Consider the following 23,788-nt stretch of genomic DNA (forward strand, 5'->3'; position numbering starts at 1 on the left):
CGACGCACTCGCGGAGACGGTGGAGCGCAGGACCAGGAGCGGCGACGTCAGCCACGCGAGCCGCGACGGACCCGGGCGGCCTTGCGGGCCTCGGCGATGCGGCGGGCCTCGGCGGACCGGCGGGACTCGCCACCGCCACCGCCACCGCCGCCGTCCCGTCCCGGGCGGGTGCCCAGTCCCCGGAAGGGGGCACCGCCGCGCTTCGGACGCTCGACCGGCGCGCTGCCGCCGACGGGGACACCGGAGGGAGCCTGGGCGCCGGTGATGCGGCTCAGCTCGGCCTCGCCGGAGCGGACCTGCGTGATCCGAGCCCTGATGCCCGCGTCGGACAGGAGACGGGCCATGTCCCGGCGTTGGCCCGGCAGGACCAGCGTGACGACACTGCCGGACTCTCCGGCGCGGGCGGTGCGGCCGCCACGGTGCAGGTAGTCCTTGTGGTCGCTGGGCGGATCGACGTTGACGACGAGATCGAGGTCGTCGACGTGGATGCCCCGGGCCGCGACGTTGGTGGCCACCAGCGTCGTGACGTCACCGGTCTTGAACTGGGCCAGGGTGTGGGTGCGCTGAGGCTGCGACTTGCCGCCGTGCAGCGCCGCGGCCTTCACGCCACTGCTCAGCAGGTGCCTGGTGAACTGGTCGACCGCGTGCTTGGTGTCCAGGAACATGATCACGCGCCCGTCGCGGGCGGCGATCTCGGTGGCGGTGGCGTACTTGTCGGCGCCGTGCACCTGCAGTACGTGATGCTCCATCGTGCTGACCGCGCCCGCCGACGGGTCGACCGAATGAACCACCGGGTCATGGAGGTAACGGCGGACCAGAAGGTCGACGTCGCGGTCCAGCGTGGCCGAGAACAGCATGCGCTGGCCGCCCGGACGTACCTGGTCGAGCAGTTCGGTGACCTGCGGCATGAAGCCCATGTCCGCCATCTGGTCGGCCTCGTCCAGGACGGTGATCTTCACTCGGTCCAGACGGCAGTCCTTGCGTTCCACGAGGTCCGCGAGGCGGCCGGGCGTCGCGACGACCACCTCGGCCCCGTCACGCAGCGCCCCGGCCTGCCGGCCGATCGACATGCCGCCGACCACCGTGGCCAGCCGCACCTTCAGCGACCGGGCGTACGGGGTGAGCGCCTCGGTGACCTGCTGGGCCAGCTCGCGTGTGGGGACGAGGATCAGGGACAGCGGCTTCCGCGGCTCCGCACGCTGCCCGGCCGTGCGCGCGAGGAGCGCCAGGCCGAAGGCGAGCGTCTTGCCCGATCCGGTGCGCCCACGGCCCAGGACGTCGCGGCCCGCGAGGGCGTCCGGCAAGGTGGCGGCCTGGATCGGGAACGGCTCGGTCAGGCCGCGACCGGTGAGCGTCTCCAGCAACTCGACGGGCATGTCCAGTTCACCGAAGGTCGCAGCGGCGGGGAGCGCCGGAGTGACGGTGACCGGCAGCTCCAACTCCCCCTCCAGTGGGGCGGAACGGCGCTCGGTGTCGCCCGGGCCGGCAGCGGGGCGGCCCTGACCAGGCGGCTGAAGACGGTCGTTCGTGCGGGCTGAACGGCTCATGGAGAACCTTCCTCAACAGGGCACGCATCGAGGAATTCCCGACAAGAACGAGCCGGACAAATTGCAAGAACGAGCCGAATATGAATATCGAATAATTCCAGCGGAATGCGAAAAGCACTGAGCTGGGGCCCCGCCACAAGGCGGGGCCCCAGTCATCTCGTCCGCTCGGACGTCAGGCGGGAGTGATGTTCTCCGCCTGCGGACCCTTCTGGCCCTGCGTGATGTCGAAGTTCACCCGCTGGCCTTCCTGGAGCTCACGGAAGCCCTGGGCGGCGATGTTCGAGTAGTGGGCGAACACGTCCGGACCGCCACCGTCCTGCTCGATGAAGCCGAAACCCTTTTCCGAGTTGAACCACTTGACGGTGCCAGTAGCCATGTCACATCTCCTTGGGGGCAGTACCCGGGGACCCACGGTGCGCGAACCCCTTCGTTGTCACAATGCGCCCCGTCCGGAAAGCTCCGGAGATACAAGAAATGCCCGACGCGATACAGGCACCAAGACACTTGAAGTTTCGGGAACCACAACTGCAACTGTGGTCAAGTTTAGCACGGTTCACACATCCGCCCCATTTTTACCGATGCCGCACGGCATCGGCCCGGCGGCAGCACACCGGCGGGTCGACCGACGTGAACTCGACCGAATGAGGAAGGTTAATTTCCGAATTACACAAAGTGCGATCCAGGAAAACTCGCCTCTTCAGTGAGGGCCACCTGGCCGTCACGATCGACGAGGACGAGCCGGCCCGGCAGCCGGACATCGGGCCCGCGGTCGTCGCACCGCGCCGTCTCAACCCAGGAACGACAGGCGGACGTTCCGGTTCGGATTGTCCTTGTTCGTATCCACCAGGCACACCGACTGCCAGGTCCCCAGCTCCAGCCTGCCGCCCAGGACCGGCAGCGTCGCGTGGGGCGGGACGATCGCCGGGAGGACGTGGTCACGGCCGTGGCCGGGGCTGCCGTGACGGTGCTGCCAGCGGTCGTCCGCGGGAAGCAGGGAGTGCAGGGCGGCGAGGAGGTCGTCGTCGCTGCCGGCACCGGTCTCGATGATCGCGATGCCGGCGGTGGCGTGCGGCACGAAGAGATTCAGGAGGCCGTCTCGGCCTGCCGAGACCTCGCTCAGGAACGCCTCGCAGGCGTGAGTGAGGTCGACGACCATCTCGGACGAACCGGTGGCGACGTTCAGGACGCGGGTGCTGAAGGCTTCGGACATGGCTCAATCCTCGCCCATGATCCGGATTCCGTGCCCGAGCCGGATTCCGTGCCAGAGCCCGGTTCGGTGGCCGGTCGTCCGGCCGTCCGGCGCGTGACTCGGGACTCGGGACTCGGGACTCGTCCGCACTGCCGGCCGATCGCTGATCGCTCGCTTCCCGCGGACCCTTCGGGAAGATCCACGGCCCCGGCCGAGTTGGTGGAAGCGTGAACGATTCCGGGATGAGTGTGCGTGAGGTCGCCGTGGTGGTGATCGGCGCCGGGCAGGCGGGCCTGTCCAGCGCCTTTCATCTGCGGCGCACAGGCTTCGAACCCGAGCGGGACTTCGTGGTCCTCGACCACGCCCCCCGTCCGGGCGGCGCCTGGCAGTTCCGCTGGCCGTCACTGACGTACGGCAAGGTGCACGGGATGCACTCGCTGCCCGGTATGGAGCTGACGGACGCGGACCCCGCACGCCCGTCCTCCGAGGTCATCGCGGAGTACTTCGAGACCTACGAGCGGACCTTCGACCTGCGGGTGCGGCGGCCGGTCGACGTCAAGGCCGTCCGGGAGGGCTCCGACGGACGGCTGCTCGTCGAGACCGACGACGGGGTGTGGGCGACCCGGGCACTCATCAACGCGACGGGCACCTGGGACCGGCCGTTCTGGCCGCGCTACCAGGGGCAGGAGACGTTCCGCGGGCGCCAGCTGCACACGGCGCAGTACCCCGGCCCGGAGGCTTTCGCCGGCAAGCGCGTGATCGTGGTGGGCGGGGGCGCGTCCGGCACCCAGCACTTGATGGAGATCGCCCCGTACGCGGCCGCCACCACCTGGGTGACGCGACGGCCGCCGGTGTTCCGCGAAGGCCCCTTCACGGAGGAGTACGGCCGGGCCGCCGTCGCGCTCGTGGAGGAGCGGGTCCGCCGGGGGCTGCCGCCGCGGAGCGTCGTCTCGGTGACGGGACTGCCCCTGAACGAGGCGATCCGGCAGGCGCTGGCCGACGGCGTGCTGGACCGGCAGCCGATGTTCGACCGGATCACCCCCGACGGTGTGGCCTGGGACGACGGCCGCCGCGTGGAGGCCGACGTCATCCTGTGGGCGACGGGCTTCCGGGCCGCCATCGATCATCTGGCGCCGCTGCGGCTGCGCGAGCCGGGCGGCGGCATCCGCGTCGAGGGGACCCGCGTCGTCGCCGACCCGCGGATCCACCTCGTCGGATACGGGCCCTCGGCGAGCACCATCGGCGCCAACCGTGCCGGGCGCGCCGCGGTACGGGACATCAGGCGGCTGCTGGCGGAGGAGCCGGTCGCCGCCTGACGCCCCGCCGGACGGCTCACTCGGCGGGCGTGGCCGCGGCTGCTTCGGAGGAGTCGCCCGTGGAGGCACCCTCGGAGACATCCGAGAAGTCGCCCGTGGAGTCGCCCGTGGAGGCACCCTCGGAGACATCCGAGGAGTCGCCCGCAGTGGCGTCCGAGGAGTCGCCTGTAGAAGCACCGTCGGAGTCACCCGCAGAGGTATCCGAGGAGTCGCCCGTGGAGGCACCGTCCGAGTCACCCGCAGAGGTGTCCGAGGAGTCGCCCGTGGAGGTGCCGGGTGATGCGCCCGCGGAGGCCGCCGGCGACGCGGGGGCTCCGGAGGACGCCGAGGGCGCGGCGGGGGACGCGGGGGCCGCGCTCCTGCGATAGGCGTTGAACTCGGCGACGTTCTTCAGGTGTTCCTCGTAGTCCGCCGTGAAGCGTGTGTCGCCCGGCTTGACGGTCACGAAGTACAGCCAGTCGCCCGCGGGCGGACTGATGGTGGCGCGCATCGCCTCCTCGCCCGGGTTGGCGATCGGCGTGGGCGGCAGCCCCATGCGCTGGTAGGAGTTGTAGGGACTGTCGACCGCGGTGTCGTTCTGCGTGGTGTTCAGGGTGGACCGGTTCAGCGCGTAGTTGATCGTCGAGTCCATCTGCAGCGGCATGCCGCGCTCCAGGCGGTTGAAGACGACCCTGGCCACCTTGCCCATGTCCGCCTTGGTCGCCGCCTCGGCCTGGACGATGCTCGCGATGGTGATGGCCTGGTAGAGGTTCATGGCGTTGCGCTGCGCCCCGGCGGCGACCGGCGCCTTGTTGAACTTCTGGTTCGCCGTGTCGACCATGTACTTCAGCAGCGACTCCGGGGTCGCCTTGTCGCCGATCGGGTACGTCGCCGGGAACAGGTACCCCTCGGGGTTGCCCTCGGCGTCGTTCGGCAGCTTGAGCTTGGCCTTCCCGAGGGCCTTCCTGGTCGTGCCGGAGGGCACCTTGAGGGCCTTGTCGACGGCCTCGTAGACCTGGCCGGCACGCCAGCCCTCCGGGATGACGAGGGTCCTCGGCTTCTCGTGACCGCCTGCCCCCAGGGTCAGCAGCGGCACCGCCACGGCGGTGGCCGCCACGACGGCTCCCGTCGCGATGAGGGCGGCCCGGCCCCGGCGCGTCAGTCGGATCGTGCTCCGTGGCGGAGTGTTCGTCTCCATGCGGGCACGGTAACCCGCAGATCACCGCAAACCCGGCATATCTTCATCTTGTCGGCTCCCGTCAGGTCGTCGGCTCCAGTTGGGCGTCCCTTCGGACGAGGGCGGCGTACCGGCCGTCCAGGCCGAGGAGTTCCTCGTGGGTGCCGCGCTCCACCGTGTGCCCGGCGTCGAGGACCACGATCTGGTCCGCACCCCGGACGGTCGACAGCCGGTGCGCGATGGTGAGCGTGGTGCGGTTCGCCGACAGGGCGTCGATGGCCTCCTGGACGGCGTGCTCGGTGCGGGTGTCCAGGGCGCTCGTCGCCTCGTCGAGGATGAGCACGGGCGGGTCGCGAAGGATCGTGCGGGCGATGGCCAGGCGCTGCTTCTCGCCGCCGGAGAACCGGTGGCCACGCTCGCCGACGATCGTGTCGTACCCGTCGGGCAGGGACGCGATGTGCTCGTGTATCTGGGCCGCGCGCGCCGCCGCGTACAGCTCCTCGTCGGTCGCGTCCGGCTTGGCGAAGCGCAGGTTCTCGGCGACCGAGGCGTGGAAGAGGTACGTCTCCTGGGAGACGACACCGACCGCGCGGGCGAGCGTGTCGAAGTCCAGGTCGCGCACGTCGACGCCGTCGAGGGTCACGCGCCCGCCCGACACGTCGTACAGCCGGGGCACCAGGTGGCTCAGCGTGGACTTGCCCGAGCCGGTCGGGCCGACGACGGCGAGGCTCCCGCCCGCGGGCACGGTGATGTCGATGCCGTCGAGGATCGGCCCGCTCCTGCCGTCGTAGCGGAACTCGACGTCCTCGAAGCGGATCTCGCCCTTGACCTGGTCGAGGTGGACCGGGTGCTCGGGTTCGGTGATGTCGATCGGCAGGTCGAGGTACTCGAAGATCCGCTGGAAGAGCGCGAGCGAGGTCTGGATCTGGACGCCGGTGGAGAGCAGGCTCACCGTCGGCCGGAACAGACCCTGCTGGAGCGAGACGAAGGCGACGAGCGTGCCGATCGATATGGACGGGCCGCCCGTCTGGAGAGCGATGCCCGCGGTCCAGTAGATGACGGCCGGCATGGCGGCCATCACGATGCCGATGACGGACATGCGCCAGCGCCCCGCCATGTTCGAGCGCACTTCGAGGTCGACCAGGCGCTCGGACTCGTCCGCGAAGGAACGGGTGAGCGAGTCGGCGCGGCCCATGGTGCGGCCCAGCAGGATGCCGCTGACCGAGAGCGACTCGGTGACGGTGGCGGCCATCACGGCCATCTGCTTCTGGCGCTGCGTGGTGATCTTCTTGCGTTCGTTGCCGACGCGTCGGCTGATCCACACGAACACCGGCAGCAGGAGCAGCGAGACGACGGTCAGGCGCCAGTCCAGGGCCACCATCGCGACGATGGTGGCGACCACGCTGGTGAGGTTGGAGACGAGCGACGTGGCGGTGGAGGTGACGGTCGCCTGCATGCCGCCGATGTCATCGGCGATGCGCGACTGGACCTCGCCCGTGCGGGTCCGCGTGAAGAAGGCGAGCGACATGCGCTGGAGCCGGCCGTACACGGCGGTGCGCAGGTCGTGCATGACGCGCTGGCCGACCGTCGTGGAAATGAGGGTCTGGAGCACGCCGAAGACGCTGGTCAGGACCGCGCTGAGGATCATGCCGAGCGCGAGCAGACTGAGCAGACCGGTGCGGCCCTCGGGGATCGCGACGTCGAGGATCTCCTTCAGCAGGAACGGCGTCGCGACGGAGACGAGTGAGGCCGCCCCGACCAGCAGGCCGACGATCAGGAGCCGGCCTCGGTAGGGCCGGAAGAGTCTCAGGATGCGGCGCACCTGCCGCGGCTGTTCCGTGTCGGCAGGTGCGGGGGTCCAGGTGGGTTGGTCGGGATGCATGGGCTCCTACGGGAGGTGAGAGGACGATGACGAACGGAGCGTAGCTCATTGTTACCTATACTCACAATGAACGGCATCCTGATATTGTTCCCTCATGACCACCCCCGATGCCGACGGCCTGCTCGCCGAGCAGTTGCTGCGGCTGACGCGCCGCGTGCACCGCATCCAGAAGCGCCATCTGGAGCAGCGGGAGCTGGGCATCACTCCGGCCCAGTCCAGGCTGCTGCGCACCCTCGCCCACTACAGCGCGCCGCCCCGCATGGCCGATCTGGCCGAGCGCCTGGAGGTGGTGCCGCGCGCGGTCACCACCCTGGTCGACGGTCTGGAGGCGGGCGGCAAGGTGCGCCGCGTGCCCGACCCCACCAACCGCCGCGTGATCCGCATCGAGGTCACCGACGAAGGACGCAAGGCGCTGCGGGAGCTGCGCGCCGCGCGCCGTTCGGCCGCGGAGGAGATCCTGGCTCCGTTGACGGACGAACAGCGCGACGTGCTCGGCGGCCTGCTGAACACCCTGGTGGACGGCGTGCCGCTCCCGGAGCACCGCTGCTGAACCAGCTCGTGAGGAGTGGTGCGCGATGCCCCTGCTGGAGCCCCGGGACGACACGCTGCGCCCCGTCGCGCGCCCCGAGACGCCCGCGCCGGACCGCGTCCCGGAGGACCGCGCCGGAGGCACGCCCGAGCCGCTCCGGGGCGAACTGACCGCGCTGCTCGGCGCCGAGAAGGTGCTCACCGGGATCTCCGACCTCGTGCGTTACGCCTCCGACGCCAGCCCCTACCGCTTCGTGCCCCGGGTCGTCGTGATCGCCGAGGACGTCGACGACGTCTCCGCCGTGCTGTCCTACGCGCACGGCAAGCACCGCGAGGTGGTGTTCCGCGCGGCCGGGACGTCGCTCAACGGGCAGGCGCAGGGCGAGGACATCCTCGTCGACGTCCGCAGGCACTGGACGGGGGTGGAGGTCCTCGACGGCGGCGCCCGGGCCCGCATCGCGCCCGGCACGACCGTCGCCCGCGCCAATGCCGCGCTCGCCCGTCACGGACGCGTGCTGGGCCCCGACCCGGCGAGCGCGATCGCCTGCACCGTAGGCGGGGTCGTCGCGAACAACGCCTCCGGCATGACGGCCGGCACCACCCGCAACGCGTACCGCACCCTCGCCTCGCTCACCTTCGTGCTCCCCGGCGGCACGATCGTCGACACGGCCGATCCGCAGGCCGACGACCTGCTGGCGCACGCCGAACCCGCGCTGTGCGCCGGTCTGCTGGAGCTCAGGGAGGAGATCGCGTCCGACCACGCGCTGGTCGCCCGCATCCGCGCCAAGTACACGATCAAGAACACCAACGGCTACCGCCTCGACGCGTTCCTGGACGGCGAGACACCCGTGGAGATCCTGCGGGGCCTGATGGTCGGCTCCGAAGGCACCCTGGGATTCATCTCCGAGACCGTCTTCGACACACTGCCCCTGGACCGGCGGGTCACCGCCGGGCTGTTCTTCTTCCCCTCGCTCCCGGAGGCTGCGGCCGCCGTGCCGCTGTTCACCCGGGCCGGCGCGTCGGCCGTCGAGCTGATGGACGGCAACACCCTGCGCGCCTCCGTGAGCGTCGCGGGCGTGCCCGCGGACTGGGCCGAACTGCCCGGCCCGACCACGGCCCTTCTCGTGGAGTTCCGTTCCCCGGACGAGTCCCGGCAGGAGGCCTGCGAAGAGGCCGCCCGCGCGGTCCTGGAAGGGCTCTCCCTGGTCTCCCCCGTGGCCTCGGCGACGAACGTCCTCACCCGCGACCCGGCGGCCATCGCGGGCCACTGGAAGGCTCGCAAGGCGTTCGTCACGGCCGTCGGGGGCGCCCGTCCGTCCGGATCCACCCTGATCACCGAGGACTTCGCGGTCCCGCCGGAGCGGCTGGCCGAGGCCTGCGAGGCGCTGCTCGAACTGCAGACCCGGCACGGCTTCGACGCGGCGGTGGCCGGTCACGCCGCGCACGGCAACCTGCACTTCCTGCTCGCCTTCGACGCGTCCCACCCGGCGGACGTCCGGCGCTACGAGGCCTTCATGGACGACTTCTGCCGGCTGACGGTCGAGCGTTTCGACGGCTCCCTCAAGGCGGAGCACGCCACGGGCCGGAACATCGCGCCGTTCCTGGAGCTCGAATGGGGGCCTCGGGCGACGGAGTTGATGTGGCGCATCAAGCGGGTCGTCGATCCGGACGGTGTGCTGGCCCCGCGCATCATGCTCGACCGTGATCCGCGCGCCCATCTGCGCGGTCTGAAGACCATCCCCCGGGTCGAGCCGGTCGCCGACCCGTGCATCGAGTGCGGCTTCTGCGAACCGACCTGCCCCAGCCAGGATCTGACGACCACGCCGCGCCAACGGATCGTGCTGCGCCGCGAGATGATGCGCCAGCCCGAGGGTTCCCCCGTCGAGGACGGCCTTCTGGAGGCCTACGGCCACGACGCCGTGGACACCTGCGCGGGCGACTCGACGTGCAGACTCGCCTGCCCCGTCGGCATCGACACGGGCGCGATGATGCGTGACTTCCGGCACGCGCGGCACTCTCCGCGCGAGGAGCGGGCGGCGGCCCTGGCCGCACGCCACTTCCGGTCGGTCGAGGCGGCGGCACGCCTGGCCGTGTCCGCCGCGGACCGGATCGACGACAAGTGGGTGATCGGGGCGACACGCGCCGCGCGCAGGGCCGTACGACCGGATCTCGTACCGGAATGGCTGCCGGGGATGCCGGGAGCGGCCCCCGCCGACCTGCCGCCCACCGCGCGCGTGGGGGCCGCCGCCGTCTACTACCCGGCGTGCGTCAACCGCATCTTCGCCGGACCGGGAGACCTCTCCCTGGCCGAGGCCGTCGTCGCCGTCTCGGCGCGCGCCGGAAAGCCCGTGTGGATCCCGGACGATGTGGTGGGGACCTGCTGCGCGACCATCTGGCACTCCAAGGGGTACGACTCGGGCAACAGGGTCATGGCCAACCGGATCGTCGAGGCGGCCTGGGGCTGGACCGAGGGCGGCGCGCTGCCGCTCGTCGTGGACGCCTCCTCCTGCACGCTCGGCATCACCCACGAGGTCGTGGCGTATCTGACCCCCGAGAACCGCGCCCTGCACGCCGAACTGACCGTGGTCGACTCGCTGGTCTGGGCGGCGCGCGATCTCGTCCCCCACCTCACCGTGCGCCGCACCGTCGGCTCGGCTGTGCTCCATCCCACCTGCTCCATGCGGCACTTGGGGGACGAGGAACAGCTGCGGGCCGTCGCGGAGGCCTGCGCCGACGAAGTGGTCGTCCCCGCCGACGCCGGGTGCTGCGCCTTCGCGGGCGACCGCGGCATGCTCCACAAGGAACTCACCGAAGCGGCCACCCGCAAGGAGGCCGAGTTCGTGCGCTCGCGCCCCTTCGACGCGCACCTCTCGGCGAACCGCATGTGCGAGGTGGGGATGGACCACGCGACGGGCCGCGGCTACTACTCCGTACTGCTGGAGCTGGAGCGTGCGACCCGGCCGGCGGCCGACGGCATCTGACCTGCGCTGTGCTTCCACCGGGCACGGGGCGCGCGCCGACGCCCCCGGGGCCCGCTGGTCAACGGGCCCCGGGGAACGGCGGATTCGCGGGAGAACCCACGTGTTGACGGGCCCCACGCATCGGCGGGCCCACATGTCGGCGGACGCCACAGAACGGCGGGCCCGGGTCTGGGCGGACCCCACGGAACGGCCGTGCCGGAGCAGCCCCGAGGATCAGCAGCGTCTGCGGTCCTGCGTGAGCATGCCCTGCACCGTGACCAGGTCGCGGTCGTAGCACCCGGCCGAACCCAGCAGCCGGTAGCGCTCGCGCGTCGTGCCGACCGCATGACGCTGATCGCGCGGCACGTTCGCCGTGTACGTCGCGTCGCCCGTGTACGTGTCGTCGAGCCGGGACCACGCAGTGCGCTCTCCCGCCCGCGTCTCACTGACGGCCGCCCGGTCGCCGAGCGTCAGGACCGTCCGCAGCCGTTCGTCCGCGCCGAGCGTCGTCGTGCCGTCCATCGTGTACGTGCGCCGGGTGTGCGTGGCCCGCGCCGGCCCGCGACCGTCCACGGTGACGGTCTCGTCATCGGCCCACGTCGCCTCCAGCGCGTCGGTGTTCTCGCCGTCCGTCCATCGGTGCACGGAGGTGTTCGCGAGCGAGCGGGTGACGGTGGTGCGCACCCGGCCGTGCGAGGTGTCCAGGTACCCGGAGACGGTCAGCCGGTGGCTTCCCCGGGTGTCGAGCCGGTGCTCCGCCCCGGGCGTGTACGTCGAGGAGTCGGCGAGGCCGTCGTCCGCGGTCTCGGTCAGCGCCCCGCTCACCCGCTCTCGTCCGGCGTCCTGCCAGACGAGGACGTTGACCGGCGTGCTCCAGCCGGTCTGTCCCTCGGGGACGCCGACGACGGACACGTCGACCTTGTGTGCCCGCCCGTCGTTCAGGAGCCCGGCGAAGGGGGTCAGGTCGTACTCGACGGGCTTGACGTCGAAGGCGCGCGGGCCCGGAATCACGTACCAGAGGAAGGGGTTGGACCAGCCGCCGGTCCACACGGTCGGGACCGGCTCGGCGATGCCCGCGAGCCGGCCGTCGACCCTGATCTGCACCTCACGGTAGGGGCCGTCGTCCGCACGGCAGGAGTACGGCGCGGGGTCCGGCACGGTGAGGTACCAGTACTCCTCGCAGCCGCCGCCGGACCCGGTCGCATAGACCTCGGCGACGACGCGCTCGCTGTTGCGCGGTGTGGTCAGGGTGCCGTCCCGAAGTGTGAGCACACGGTCGGGTGCGGCTGCCGGCATGCCCCCGTAGAACGTCAGCGTGACCTTGACGTCGATGACGCCCGTGTACGTGTCGTCGACGACGTTCCCGATGAGCATCTCGACGTCCTGGCTGCGTCGGAGGGTGTCGCTGTAGCGCGTGACGTCCTTCTCGACGGACCACGCGATGCCGTCGGGCGACGGTTCGGGCGTCGACGTGCGAAGGATCTCCACCTCGCCGACGTGCACGTAGCCGAGCCGGTCGAACTGCCGCCCCTTGACCTTGCCGTCGAGTCGCAGCACGACCTTGATCCAGCGGTCTCCGCACCCGGTCGGCGGCGCATACGTGCCGCGATACGGCGTGAAGTCGCGGAACTGCGCCTCGGCCAGCGTCACTTCACAGGACCGCCCGGCGGTCCTGCCGACCGGCGGGGCCGCCGTCAGGGGGTCGTGCCAGTCCGTCCCGAACTCGGCCGGTGGTTCCGGTGACGAGGCGGCCGACACCGGGCCCGCCCCGAACAGCGTGCTCGCCACGAGGATCACTCCCGCGAGCATGGACATGACCATCCGTCTTCTCATGTGCGGTGTTCTACGGGGCAGTCGGGCCACCCGCAATGGGGCCCACACACCGCGCACGCCGACGAACGCGCCCCTTCCCGCGTGGGGCTGCCCGCCCCACCAGGACGACTAGGCGTTCAGGTCGGCCTCGTCCCCCATCACCACGACAGGATGCCGATGCGGATCGAGCGTGCGCAGCAGGTACTCCATGGCCGGCCGGGACACGCTCACGCACGCCGACGTACCGCTGCCGTGGTCCATGTGCAGCCAGATGCCGCCCCCTTTGGACTGGCCCTCGGGGCGCGTCGGGTCGTTCGGTGCGGTGCCCTTGACACGGTTGTAGTCGATGGCGATGACGTAGTCGAAGTCGTGCCAGTGGGACTTCGCCCAGTAGCGCGGCGCGGCGAACGACGGGGACCGGGTGTACGGAAGCCGCGCGCCGGGGTCGGCGAGCACACCCCCGGCGTCGCTGAGCGTGAACACACCGACGGGGCTGCGGTTGTCGCCCTCGTGGTGGTCGACGGTCCAGCCCTTCTTGCCGTTGTGCGCGGGCCAGCTGCGGGTCTTCTCCCACGACGAGCCCGACTTCGTGTACAGCGTGACCGTGGAGTCCGCGGAGTCCACGCCTTCGCCGTGGACCGCCACCACCTGGCGCGCGTCCGACGGGATGCGGGCCCTCATCGCGTCACCGATGCCGGGGATGCGTTTCAGGTCCGTGCTGTGGCTCGGGGCGTGGGACCTGGCGGGTCCGCCGTCGCCCTCGGCCGGGCGATCGGAGTCCGAGCCGCCGCACGCCGACAGGGAGGCGGCGAGCACCCCACAGGCCACCGCGACGACTCCCGCACTCCTGACTCCGACCGATCGCATGCCGCCCATGGTGACACCCCGGCGAGACGCGGAACGCAGCCGGTCACGGGAACGCCCCTTACCTCACGCTTCATCCCTCTTGGTGTGTTTTCGCGCGAACTTCTCCGGCACGGTGCCCGGCGCCGCCGGACCCGCCCCGCGTCACGGGCCGCGGGCCGAATCCGTGCCGCGGGGCGATAAATCGTTTGCTTCCGACCACGCTGCGACGCGAACCTTTCACGGTTTGTTGTCGGCCTTCAGGGCCGGCCGGCTGCCGAGAACGCGGCTCCCTCCACCCCCCTGACACGAGCCACTGGGACGTCATGCAGATTCAAGACCTTCCGTATCCCGACCCGGGTGTGCCGGACGCACGCTCAGGTCCCCGATTCCTGTGGTGGCTCGGCCGGAATCAGCTCGGCGGGCAGTTCAAGGCCCTCGCCTGGGGTCTGCTGCACTTCGTGGCCGTCTCCGGGCTGCCGTTCTGCGTCGGCCTCGCCGTCCAGGCCGTCGTGGACGCCTCCGGCACCCGGCTCGCCCAGGCGGGCGGACTCATCGGGCTGTGCGGTGTGGGCATCGCGCTGGGCGACACCATGCTGCACCGCGCCGCCGTCACCAACTGGATCACCGCGGCCGCGCGCGTCCAGCAACTGCTCGCCCGCAGGACCGCCGAGCTCGGCTCCGCGCTGACCCGGCGCGTCGCGGCCGGCGAGGTCGTCGCCGTCTCCACCGGCGACGTCGAGAAGATCGGCTGGTTCGTGGAGGCGGTGTCGCGCTTCGCGGCGGCGGCCCTCACCGTGGTGCTGGTCTGTGTCGGCCTGGTCGTCTACCAGCCCGCGCTCGGTGTCATCGTCGCGGTGGGCGTGCCCGTCCTCGCGCTCGCGGTGCTGCCGCTGCTGCCCCGCGCGACACGGCGTGCCGACTTCCAGCGGGAGAAGGCCGGACGCGCCACCGAACTGGCCTCGGACACCGTCGCCGGTCTGCGGGTGCTGCGCGGCATCGGCGGCGAGGAACTCTTCCTCGACCGCTACCGAAGCGCCTCCCAGGAGGTCCGCCGGGCCGCCGTGCGCAGCGCCCGCATGTGGTCGCTGATCTCGGCGATCCAGGTACTGCTGCCGGGTCTGCTGATGATCGCGGTCGTCTGGCGCGGCGTCGGGCTGGCCCGCGACGGCAGCATCACCGTGGGCGAACTGGTCACCGTGTACAGCGCGGTCATGCTGCTGACCTACCCGCTCAGGCACTTCGAAGAGATCGCGATGGCCTACTCCTTCTCCAGGCCGTCCGCGAGGCGCGCCGCCCGCGTGCTGTCCCTCCGGCGCGCCGTGGACAGCGGCGGGACACGGACGGAGCGGACACCGGGCGGGGATCTGTACGATCCCGCGACCGGGCTGCTGGCACCCGCGGGACGCTTCACCGCCGTGGTGTGCGGGGACCCGGACGCGGCCGGTCTGCTCGCCGAACGGCTGGGCGGACACCCGGCCGAGGAAGGCACCTCGGTGCTCCTCGGCGGCGTACCGCTGGACGAACTCCCGCTCGGCACCGCTCGCACCGCCGTCCTCGTCCAGGACAAGGATCCGGTGCTGCTGTCCGGCTCGCTGAGCGAACTGCTCGACGTGCCCTCCTCCGGCAAGGTGAGCGCGGCCCAGGCGCTGGCGGCCGCGCAGTGCGGCGACGTCCTGGACGCGCTCACCCAGGGCTCCCTGGACGCCCAGGACCCGATGGACGCCCACATCACCGAGCGCGGACGATCCCTGTCGGGCGGCCAGCGCCAGCGGCTCGCGCTGGCCCGCTCCCTGATCACGGACCCCGAGGTGCTCGTCCTGGACGAGCCGACGTCCGCCGTCGACTCGCACACGGAGGCCCGGATCGCCGACGGGGTGCGCTCCCTGCGTGCCGGGCGGACGACCGTGGTCTTCACCTCCTCACCGCTGCTGCTCGACCACGCGGACCGGGTCCTGCTGGTCCACGAGGGCGACGTGGTCGCCGTCGGCGTCCACCGCGAGCTGGTGCACAGCGAACCGCGGTACCGGGCCGTGGTGACCCGGGAGACCGAGGACGAGGCGGCCACCGCTTCGAGCGGCGGAGATGCGAAGGGCGAGGCCGCTCCGGCCAATGCCCCCGAAGACGAGGAAGCCGTCCTGAACGGCGTCCTGGAAGACGACGCGGCCCCCCTGGGCGGCGTCCTGGAAGAAATCGAGGAGACCGCATGATCGGCGTGGCGCCCCCGGCGTACGACCCGGCCGCCCCGACGACGGCGAGCACCCTGCCCGTCGGCGCCCCCGAGACCGTACGCGCCTACGTGACCGAGCTCTTCCGGAGGCACCGCACCGCCTTCCTCCTCCTGATCGCCGTCAACACGGTCGCCGTCGTGGCCTCGATGGCCGGGCCCTATCTGCTCGGCTCGGTCGTCGAGCGGGTCTCGGACCGAACGCGGGATCTCCACCTGGAGCTCACCGCCGGACTGTTCGTCGCCGCGCTCCTCGTCCAGGCCGTCTTCGTGCGCCAGGTGCGGCTGCGCGGTGCCGTCCTCGGCGAACGCATGCTCGCCGACCTGCGTGAGGACTTCCTCGTGCGGTCGGTGGGCCTGCCACCCGGTGTCCTCGAGCGGGCCGGCACGGGCGACCTGCTCTCGCGCATCACCACGGACATCGACCGGCTGGCCAACGCCATGCGCGAGGCCGTGCCCCAGCTGGCCATCGGTGTGGTGTGGGCCGCGCTGCTGCTCGGCGGCCTCGCCGTGACCGCGCCGGCACTCGCCCCCGCCGTGCTCGTCGCGGTGCCCCTGCTGGTGGTCGGCTGCCGCTGGTACTTCAAGCGCGCACCGTCCGGATACCGCTCGGAGGCCGCCGGTTACGCGGCCGTCGCCGCCGTCCTCGCCGAGACGGTCGACGCCGGTCGCACCGTGGAGGCACACCGCCTGGGCACGCGCCGCATCGAACTCTCCGACCGCCGGGTCGCGGAGTGGACCGCGTGGGAGCGGTACACGCTCTGGCTGCGGTCGGTCCTCTTCCCCGTCATCAACCTCACCCACGTGACGGTGCTCTGCTCGGTCCTCATGATCGGCGGGACCTTCGCCCTGCACGGGTGGATCACCGTGGGGCAGCTGACGACGGGCGCGCTCATCGCCCAGATGCTCGTCGACCCGGTGGGCCTGATCCTCCGCTGGTACGACGAGCTCCAGGTCGCCCAGGTGTCCCTGGCCCGCCTCGTCGGCGTCCGGGACATCGAGCCGGACGCGGGCGACCCGTCGGTGGCCCCGGACGGACGGGACGTCCACGCGGACCAGGTCCGCTTCGGCTACCGGGCCGGCGTGGACGTGCTGCGCAAGGTGTCCCTGGAGGTCGCCCCCGGCACCCGGCTGGCCCTCGTCGGCCCGTCCGGCGCGGGCAAGTCCACGCTGGGCAGGCTGCTCGCCGGCATCTACGCGCCCCGGGACGGCCGGATCACGCTCGGCGGCGCCGAACTGTCCCGGATGCCCGCGGAGGAGGTCCGCTCCCACGTGGCCCTGGTCAACCAGGAGCACCATGTCTTCGTGGGATCCCTGCGCGACAATCTGCTGCTCGCCAGGACCGGCGCGGTCGACGCCGAGCTGTGGGCGGCTCTCGGCGCCGTCGACGCGGACGGCTGGGCACGGGCGCTCGACGACGGCCTGGACACCGAGGTCGGCTCGGGCGGACTCGCGCTCACCCCGGCCCAGGCCCAGCAGATCGCGCTGGCCCGCCTGGTCCTGGCCGACCCGCACACGCTGGTCCTGGACGAGGCGACCTCGCTCCTCGACCCGCGTGCGGCCCGCCACCTCGAACGATCGCTCGCACGCGTCCTCGACGGCCGCACGGTGGTGGCCATCGCGCACCGACTGCACACCGCGCACGACGCCGACGTCATCGCCGTCGTCGAGAGCGGCCGCATCAGCGAACTCGGCAGCCACGACCAGCTCGTCGCGGCCGACGGCGCCTACGCGGCGCTGTGGCGGTCCTGGCACGGATGACCCCGGCTCCCGCCGTCGCACCCGCGTCACGACCCGCTGCCGTCGCACCCCTGTCACCGCCCGTCGGCGGGGGTGCGGCGGCTTCCGAACCGCCGTTTCGCACCTGCGCCGGTCCCATGGCCGGAGCACGTGCCGTTGCGCGGTGCCGAAGGGGGGTGGAAGGCTGGATGTGGGCACCGGCCCGGGGCACTCCCCCGGAACCACCCGGTTCACGTGGGGCGGCGCCTGTGCCCAGCGGCCCGAGCGCCGACCGTCGAGTGCGGCGGCACCGAGCCCCGCCCGCACCCTCTGGAGGTACCCGTGGACAGCGCCGACGGATGGGGGGACGACGTCTACCAGCCCGACGGATCCGAGGTACAGGACGACGCGGGACTGCTCGACGCCGAGGACACTCTGCTCGCCGACGGCGTCGGCGACCCCTTGGACCGTGGCTGGTCCCCTCCGGAGCGGCCCTGGGCCGTGGAGCACGCCGGGGTGACCGCCGCGGAGGGCCACGAGGGCGAGAGCCTGGAGCAGCGGCTCGCCGAGGAGCTGCCGGACATCGCGGAAGTCGCCGGAGACGGCATCGGCGACGTCCAGGGCACGGACGGTGAGCTCCTCGACAACGAGGTGGGCGATCTGCGCTCCGGCCGTCTCGTCGCCCCCGACGAGGGCGCGCACGAGGACGAGGAGAGCGGGCTCATCGCCACGGACGTGGGCATCGACGGTGCCGCGGCCTCCGCCGAGGAGGCGGCGATGCACATCGTCGACGAGGACTTCCTGTCCGGCTGACCATCCCCGCAAGGAGCATCCATGCAGCAGGACAAACAGCCCGACTACCACCCGGTCGTCTTCCGCGACCGGTCCGCCGGCTACGCCTTCCTCACCCGGTCCACGGCGACGAGCGACCGGACCATCGAATGGGACGACGGCGAGACCTACCCGGTCGTGGATGTGGAGATCTCCTCGGAGAGCCACCCCTTCTACACCGGCAAGGCCCGGACCGTGGACTCGGAGGGACGCATCGCGCAGTTCGAGCGCCGATACGGCGCGCAGGGTTCCGGCCGCGACGGCTCCGCCTGATCGCGTCGTCGCCGGCGAGGTCCGGGGACCGGCCCCGCCCGGCGACGACCGCGTCAGATGACGTTGAGCGCGGCCGCGCAGCCCACTCCGCCGAGCAGCATGAACACCGGCATCAAAACCTTGAGCTCGACCCAGCTGCCGGCCCGGAAGCGCATCGCCTTGGGCGGACCGATCGGGTACCAGCGCTTGCGGCCGACCGGGATCGGCCACAGGATCGGGCAGCCGGACACGGTCAGGGCGTCCCCGATGTCGTGGACCAGGGCCCCGAGAACGATCGGGAGTCCGAGCCACAGGTACTCCTGGCCCGGCGCGGTGAACAGCCAGTCCGAGCCGTTGCCCGGCTTGTCCAGGATTCCGGCGAGGATCCAGGCGCTCGTCGCGGCCAGCAACCAGACCAGCACGTCGCTGCTGGAACCACGGGCGGCTCGCCACAACAGCCCTTCGATGGCGAGCACCATGTGCACGAACAGGATGGCCAGGACCGCCCAGCGGCCTCCGGTGATGGCCAGGACCGACGTGCCCGCGCCGATCAGCACCGCCCACAGCCAGGTGTGCGTCAACGTGCGGTGACCGCCCGACCGCCGGGGGTCGCCCTGCTTCTTCGTCCCCTTGTAGACGGCGTACGAGAGCTTGTCGACGATCTCGCACAGGCCCCGCGACAGCGGTCCGAAGGCCCGCGAGATCGTGGCCGCCTTGTGGTCCAGGTCGGGGGCGAGCGCCGCACCGGCGCAGATCAGGGCGCCGACCAGGAGGACCGGCCAGGGCATGGCATGTCCCGCGGCGGCGGCGGCCGCTCCGACCCCGAGCCAGGCAGCGGCTCCCGACAGTGAGTGTGCTGGTCCCATCATGGCCGCTCCCCGCCCCATTCCTCTTGTGCCGCTGTCCAGTTGCCCGTGCGCACTGATGCTCCGTCGGCGCCACAGCGTAGCGTTCGTGATCTTCGGACCAGCATCCGATTCCCCCATCGGGCGGGTCGACAGGCAAGATGGGGGCGTGACCCTTATCGATCAGCTCCCGCAGACCGCAGATCCCGACGCCCTCTACGAAGCCTTCGAGTCGTGGGCCGGGGAACGCGGTCTCACCCTCTATCCCCACCAGGAGGAGGCGCTGATCGAGGTGGTCTCGGGTGCGAACGTGATCGTCTCGACGCCCACGGGCTCCGGCAAGAGCATGATCGCCGCCGGCGCCCACTTCGCGGCGCTCGCCCGTGACGAGGTCACCTTCTACACGGCGCCGATCAAGGCCCTCGTCTCGGAGAAGTTCTTCGAGCTGTGCAAGATCTTCGGCACCGAGAACGTCGGCATGCTCACCGGCGACGCCTCGGTGAACGCCGACGCCCCGGTGATCTGCTGCACGGCCGAGGTGCTGGCCTCCATCGCACTGCGGGACGGCAAGCACGCCGACGTGGGCCAGGTCGTGATGGACGAGTTCCACTTCTACGCGGAGGCCGACCGCGGCTGGGCCTGGCAGATCCCGATCCTGGAGCTGCCGCAGGCGCAGTTCATCCTCATGTCGGCGACGCTCGGTGACGTCTCGATGTTCGAGAAGGACCTCACCCGGCGCACCGGACGGCCCACGGCGGTCGTCCGCTCGGCGACCCGTCCCGTCCCGCTGTCCTACGAGTACATGCTCACTCCGCTCACGGAGACGCTCACCGAGCTGCTCGCCACCAAGCAGGCGCCGGTCTACATCGTGCACTTCACGCAGGCCCAGGCCGTGGAGCGGGCGCAGGCGCTGATGAGCATCAACATGTGCACGCGTGAGGAGAAGGACCAGATCGCCGAGCTGATCGGCAACTTCCGCTTCACCACCAAATTCGGCCGCAACCTCTCCCGCTACGTGCGTCACGGGATCGGTGTGCACCACGCGGGCATGCTGCCCAAGTACCGGCGTCTGGTGGAGAAACTGGCCCAGGCCGGCCTGCTGAAGGTCATCTGCGGCACGGACACCCTCGGCGTCGGGGTCAACGTCCCCATCCGTACCGTGCTGTTCACGGCGCTCACCAAGTACGACGGCAACCGCGTCCGCACGCTGCGCGCCCGAGAGTTCCACCAGATCGCGGGCCGCGCCGGTCGTGCGGGCTTCGATACGGCGGGTTTCGTGGTGGCTCAGGCACCCGAGCACGTCATCGAGAACGAGAAGGCCCTCGCCAAGGCCGGCGACGACCCGAAGAAGCGCCGCAAGGTGGTGCGGAAGAAGGCTCCCGAGGGCTTCGTCGGCTGGACGGAGAACACCTTCGAGAAGCTCATCGCCTCCGAGCCCGAGCCGCTGACCTCGCGCTTCCGCGTGACGCACACCATGCTGCTGTCGGTGATCGCCCGGCCGGGCAACGCCTTCGAGGCGATGCGGCATCTGCTGGAGGACAACCACGAGCCGCGCAAGCAGCAGCTGCGGCACATCCGGCGGGCGATCGCCATCTACCGCTCGCTCCTCGACGGGGGCATCGTCGAGAAGCTCGACGAGCCCGACGCGACCGGCCGCATCGTGCGGCTCACCGTCGATCTTCAGCAGGACTTCGCGCTCAACCAGCCGCTGTCGACCTTCGCGCTCGCCGCGTTCGACCTGCTGGACCCCGAATCCCCCTCGTACGCCCTGGACATGGTGTCCGTCGTCGAGTCGACGCTGGACGATCCGCGCCAGATCCTCGCGGCGCAGCAGAACAAGGCGCGCGGTGAGGCGGTCGCCGCGATGAAGGCGGACGGCGTCGAGTACGAGGAGCGCATGGAGCGGCTCCAGGACGTGTCCTACCCCAAGCCGCTGGAGGAGATCCTCTTCCACGCGTACAACACGTACCGCAAGAGCCACCCGTGGGTCGGCGACCATCCGCTGTCCCCGAAGTCCGTCATCCGCGACATGTACGAACGGGCGCTGTCCTTCACGGAGTTCGTCTCCTTCTACGAGCTCGCCCGCACCGAGGGCATCGTCCTGCGGTACCTGGCCAGTGCCTACAAGGCTCTTGAGCACACCGTCCCGGACGACCTGAAGTCCGAGGACCTGGAGGATCTGATCGCCTGGCTGGGCGAGATGGTGCGCCAGGTCGACTCCAGCCTCCTCGACGAGTGGGAGCAGCTCGCCAACCCGGAGGAGATGACGGCCGAGGAGGCCCAGGAGAAGGCCGACCAGGTCAAGCCGGTCACGTCGAACGCCCGCGCCTTCCGTGTCCTCGTCCGCAACGCCATGTTCCGCCGTGTCGAGCTCGCCGCTCTCGACAACGTCGACGAACTGGGCGAGATGGACGGCGACTCCGGCTGGGACGCCGATGCCTGGGGCGAGGCGATGGACAAGTACTGGGACGAGTACGAGGACCTCGGCACCGGACCGGACGCCCGTGGGCCCAAGCTGCTCCTCATCGAGGAGGAGCCGGAGAACGGTCTGTGGCGCGTGCGTCAGACCTTCGCCGACCCGAATGGTGATCACGACTGGGGCATCAGCGCGGAGGTGGACCTGACGGCCTCCGACGCGGAAGGACGTGCCGTCGTCCGCGTCACCGATGTCGGCCAGCTGTGAGCTCAGGAGAATCCCACACATGACGAACCCAGCCGAGAGGCTCGTCGACCTGCTCGACCTGGAGCAGATCGAGGTCAACATCTTCCGCGGCCGCAGCCCGCAGGAGTCCCTGCAGCGGGTCTTCGGTGGCCAGGTGGCCGGCCAGGCGCTGGTCGCCGCCGGCCGCACCACCGAGGGCGACCGGCCCGTGCACTCGCTGCACGCGTACTTCCTGCGGCCGGGCCGCCCGGGCGTGCCCATCGTGTACCAGGTCGAACGGGTCCGGGACGGGCGGTCGTTCACCACCCGTCGTGTCACCGCCGTGCAGCAGGGGCGCACGATCTTCAATCTGACCGCCTCCTTTCACAAGCCTGAGGAAGGGAGCTTCGAGCACCAGCTGCCGCCCGCCCGAGAGGTTCCGGACCCGGAGTCGCTTCCGACGGTGACGCAGGAGATCGAGGAGCATCTGGGCGCGCTCCCCGAGGCGTTGGAGCGCATGGCGCGGCGCCAGCCTTTCGACATCCGTTATGCGGACCGGCTTCGCTGGACCCCGGAGGAGATCAAGGACGCCGAGCCGCGCAGCGCGGTGTGGATGCGGGCGGTCGGGCCGCTGGGCGACGATCCGCTCGTGCACACCTGTGCCCTCACGTACGCCAGCGACATGACGCTGCTCGACGCCGTCCGCATCCCGGTGGAACCGCTGTGGGGCAAGCGGGGCTTCGACATGGCCTCGCTGGACCACGCCATGTGGTTCCACCGTCCGTTCCGCGCGGACGAGTGGTTCCTGTACGACCAGGAATCCCCGATCGCCACGGGCGGGCGTGGTCTGGCACGCGGGCGCATCTACGACCTTCAAGGACGCCTGCTCGTCTCGGTGGTGCAGGAGGGGCTCTTCCGGGCGCTGTGAGGGTGTGCCCTGTGCCCGACCGTCCGTGAAGGGCGCCTCCGGCATCGGGGAGAGAGGCGCGCCGTCAGGGGTTTCTGCGACGCAGCCACCCGAGCAGTCCTCGTGGCCGCTCTGGCCCCTCGCTGCCGGCCTGGTCGTCCGTCCCCTTGAGTTCGCTCCCGGAGTGGGCGTCCGTGCCTTCGCTTCCGGGCTCGTCTTCCCTCCCCTCGGCCGCCTCGATCGGCAGCGGTTGCGGCGCGGGGCGCAGTGCCCTGGCCTCGGCGATCGCCTGGCACAGGTCGGCCTTGAGCCAGCCGATCTCGTCGGGCGCGTCGGCCCTCGTGATGCGGGCGGCGACGAGCGCGGCGGGAGAGTCCGGTGCGCCCGGGGAGGGATGCTCGGGCCTGAGACTGTTCAGATGGGCCCGCTCGTACGGGTCGGCGACGACCTCCGCCACATGCGTGGGGTCGAGCAGCGACGCCACGACCGCGGCCCGCGCCCAGGGATCCTCGGTCTGCCGCAGCAGGAAGCCCATGTGACGTCCTCGCCAGTTGCGGGGCCGAAGGTCGACTCCTTCGTCGAGCTGATCACGGAGCCTCTCGGGTGTACGGCCGGTGAGCAGCGGAGCGTTCTGCTCGTCGGTCGCGAACTGGCGCAGTTCCTCGGCGAGATACAGCCAGACCACGGCCCGATAGCGGTTGAGATAAAACCTGACCGGGACGATCAGGCCCAGGCGTGCCAGGCGGGTGAACCGGGCGGTGGTCACGCCCATGAGAGCGGCACCATCCGTCGTGCCGACGGCTTTGACCCGCTCGCGCAGTGCTTCGGGAAAGCCGTCCGCGGTGCGCAGGCGGTCGATCTCGCCGCGAGTGACACGGCGTCCCCCGCCGCCCTCGTCCGGGACGGAGCGGATGCAGCCGAGGTGCAGGGCGAGGTCGAACTCGCCACGCCTGAGCTCCAGCTCTCGTGCGGCACGGCTGAACGACGAGGTGGTGGACTGCGCGATGGTGCGGCCGGACATGACGGTCTCCCCCGTGGAGTCGGTTGCTCGCGCCGATGTGCGCTCGCTTCGGGAAAAACCGTATCCGGCTGGGCGGACATCGCGGGGAGCCTGTGGACAACCTCGACCGCAC

Annotated in this window: 17 protein-coding genes and 1 pseudogene; 9 read left to right on the forward strand and 9 right to left on the reverse strand. The window is 71.1% G+C overall.

The genetic code is table 11. From position 1 onward, the window contains the following. Nucleotides 1-47 precede the first annotated feature (47 nt). From ACSYGO_RS09035 to ACSYGO_RS09045, 3 genes are all read right to left on the reverse strand, one after another. Nucleotides 48-1,547 (reverse strand): DEAD/DEAH box helicase, encoded by a 1,500-nt coding sequence (locus ACSYGO_RS09035; protein WP_460386432.1) that lies wholly within the window; start codon nt 1,545-1,547, stop codon nt 48-50. Nucleotides 1,548-1,719: 172 nt separating this feature from the next. Next, nucleotides 1,720-1,923, reverse strand: coding sequence for a cold-shock protein (locus ACSYGO_RS09040; RefSeq protein ID WP_028800280.1), 204 nt, complete (start codon nt 1,921-1,923; stop codon nt 1,720-1,722). 411 nt (nt 1,924-2,334) lie between these two features. Continuing rightward, nucleotides 2,335-2,757: a YjbQ family protein gene (locus ACSYGO_RS09045; protein ID WP_426678597.1), complete on the reverse strand. Its 423-nt coding sequence runs from the start codon at nt 2,755-2,757 to the stop codon at nt 2,335-2,337. 221 nt (nt 2,758-2,978) lie between these two features. On the opposite strand from ACSYGO_RS09045, the gene ACSYGO_RS09050 reads away from it, so the two are divergent. Beyond that, nucleotides 2,979-4,052 carry an NAD(P)-binding domain-containing protein gene (locus ACSYGO_RS09050; RefSeq protein ID WP_432186838.1) on the forward strand — a complete coding sequence of 358 codons (1,074 nt, stop codon included), beginning with the start codon at nt 2,979-2,981 and terminating at the stop codon, nt 4,050-4,052. Between the two features lie 325 nt (nt 4,053-4,377). On the opposite strand, the pseudogene mltG reads toward ACSYGO_RS09050, so the two are convergent. After that, a pseudogene (mltG, locus tag ACSYGO_RS09055) lies at nt 4,378-5,229 on the reverse strand (endolytic transglycosylase MltG); the annotation flags it as partial. A 61-nt stretch (nt 5,230-5,290) separates the two neighbouring features. Further along, entirely contained in the window at nt 5,291-7,090 is a 1,800-nt protein-coding gene (locus ACSYGO_RS09060; RefSeq protein WP_460386433.1) for an ABC transporter ATP-binding protein, read from the reverse strand. Nucleotides 7,091-7,184: 94 nt separating this feature from the next. On the opposite strand from ACSYGO_RS09060, the gene ACSYGO_RS09065 reads away from it, so the two are divergent. Both ACSYGO_RS09065 and ACSYGO_RS09070 read left to right on the forward strand, forming a co-directional pair. Further along, a complete protein-coding gene (locus ACSYGO_RS09065) occupies nt 7,185-7,640 on the forward strand; it encodes a MarR family winged helix-turn-helix transcriptional regulator (protein WP_426678600.1) in 456 nt (151 codons plus the stop codon). Nucleotides 7,641-7,665: 25 nt separating this feature from the next. Beyond that, nucleotides 7,666-10,599 carry an FAD-binding and (Fe-S)-binding domain-containing protein gene (locus ACSYGO_RS09070; protein ID WP_460386435.1) on the forward strand — a complete coding sequence of 978 codons (2,934 nt, stop codon included), beginning with the start codon at nt 7,666-7,668 and terminating at the stop codon, nt 10,597-10,599. 213 nt (nt 10,600-10,812) lie between these two features. On the opposite strand, the gene ACSYGO_RS09075 is transcribed toward ACSYGO_RS09070, so the two are convergent. Then, a complete protein-coding gene (locus tag ACSYGO_RS09075; RefSeq protein ID WP_460386436.1) occupies nt 10,813-12,411 on the reverse strand; it encodes a peptide-N4-asparagine amidase in 1,599 nt (532 codons plus the stop codon). Between the two features lie 108 nt (nt 12,412-12,519). After that, nucleotides 12,520-13,257: a L,D-transpeptidase family protein gene (locus ACSYGO_RS09080; RefSeq protein WP_426678603.1), complete on the reverse strand. Its 738-nt coding sequence runs from the start codon at nt 13,255-13,257 to the stop codon at nt 12,520-12,522. Between the two features lie 302 nt (nt 13,258-13,559). Between ACSYGO_RS09080 and ACSYGO_RS09085 the strand changes: the two genes are divergently transcribed. The 4 genes from ACSYGO_RS09085 to ACSYGO_RS09100 all read left to right on the forward strand — a co-directional run bounded on the left by ACSYGO_RS09085 (nt 13,560) and on the right by ACSYGO_RS09100 (nt 18,283). Next, complete coding sequence (locus ACSYGO_RS09085; RefSeq protein WP_460386437.1) at nt 13,560-15,443, forward strand: ABC transporter transmembrane domain-containing protein; 1,884 nt, start codon at nt 13,560-13,562, stop codon at nt 15,441-15,443. Further along, on the forward strand, nt 15,440-17,221 hold the full coding sequence (locus tag ACSYGO_RS09090) for an ABC transporter ATP-binding protein (protein ID WP_460386438.1): 1,782 nt from the start codon (nt 15,440-15,442) through the stop codon (nt 17,219-17,221). The genes ACSYGO_RS09085 and ACSYGO_RS09090 overlap by 4 nt, the downstream gene beginning before the upstream one ends. A 300-nt stretch (nt 17,222-17,521) precedes the next feature. Next, entirely contained in the window at nt 17,522-17,992 is a 471-nt protein-coding gene (locus ACSYGO_RS09095) for a DUF5709 domain-containing protein (RefSeq protein ID WP_345657952.1), read from the forward strand. Between the two features lie 21 nt (nt 17,993-18,013). After that, entirely contained in the window at nt 18,014-18,283 is a 270-nt protein-coding gene (locus ACSYGO_RS09100; RefSeq protein ID WP_432186832.1) for a type B 50S ribosomal protein L31, read from the forward strand. A gap of 53 nt (nt 18,284-18,336) precedes the next feature. On the opposite strand, the gene ACSYGO_RS09105 is transcribed toward ACSYGO_RS09100, so the two are convergent. After that, complete coding sequence (locus ACSYGO_RS09105; RefSeq protein WP_426678607.1) at nt 18,337-19,131, reverse strand: metal-dependent hydrolase; 795 nt, start codon at nt 19,129-19,131, stop codon at nt 18,337-18,339. Between the two features lie 145 nt (nt 19,132-19,276). Between ACSYGO_RS09105 and ACSYGO_RS09110 the strand changes: the two genes are divergently transcribed. Beyond that, nucleotides 19,277-21,790 (forward strand): DEAD/DEAH box helicase, encoded by a 2,514-nt coding sequence (locus ACSYGO_RS09110; protein WP_432172370.1) that lies wholly within the window; start codon nt 19,277-19,279, stop codon nt 21,788-21,790. 19 nt (nt 21,791-21,809) lie between these two features. Then, nucleotides 21,810-22,676 carry an acyl-CoA thioesterase gene (locus ACSYGO_RS09115; protein WP_028800292.1) on the forward strand — a complete coding sequence of 289 codons (867 nt, stop codon included), beginning with the start codon at nt 21,810-21,812 and terminating at the stop codon, nt 22,674-22,676. A gap of 64 nt (nt 22,677-22,740) precedes the next feature. Here the strand turns inward: ACSYGO_RS09115 and ACSYGO_RS09120 are convergent, their stop codons facing one another. Continuing rightward, nucleotides 22,741-23,676, reverse strand: a complete 936-nt coding sequence (locus ACSYGO_RS09120) for a DUF6397 family protein (RefSeq protein WP_432172369.1) — start codon at nt 23,674-23,676, stop codon at nt 22,741-22,743. Between the last annotated feature and the right edge of the window lie 112 nt (nt 23,677-23,788).

Source organism: Streptomyces krungchingensis (genome assembly GCF_054729265.1).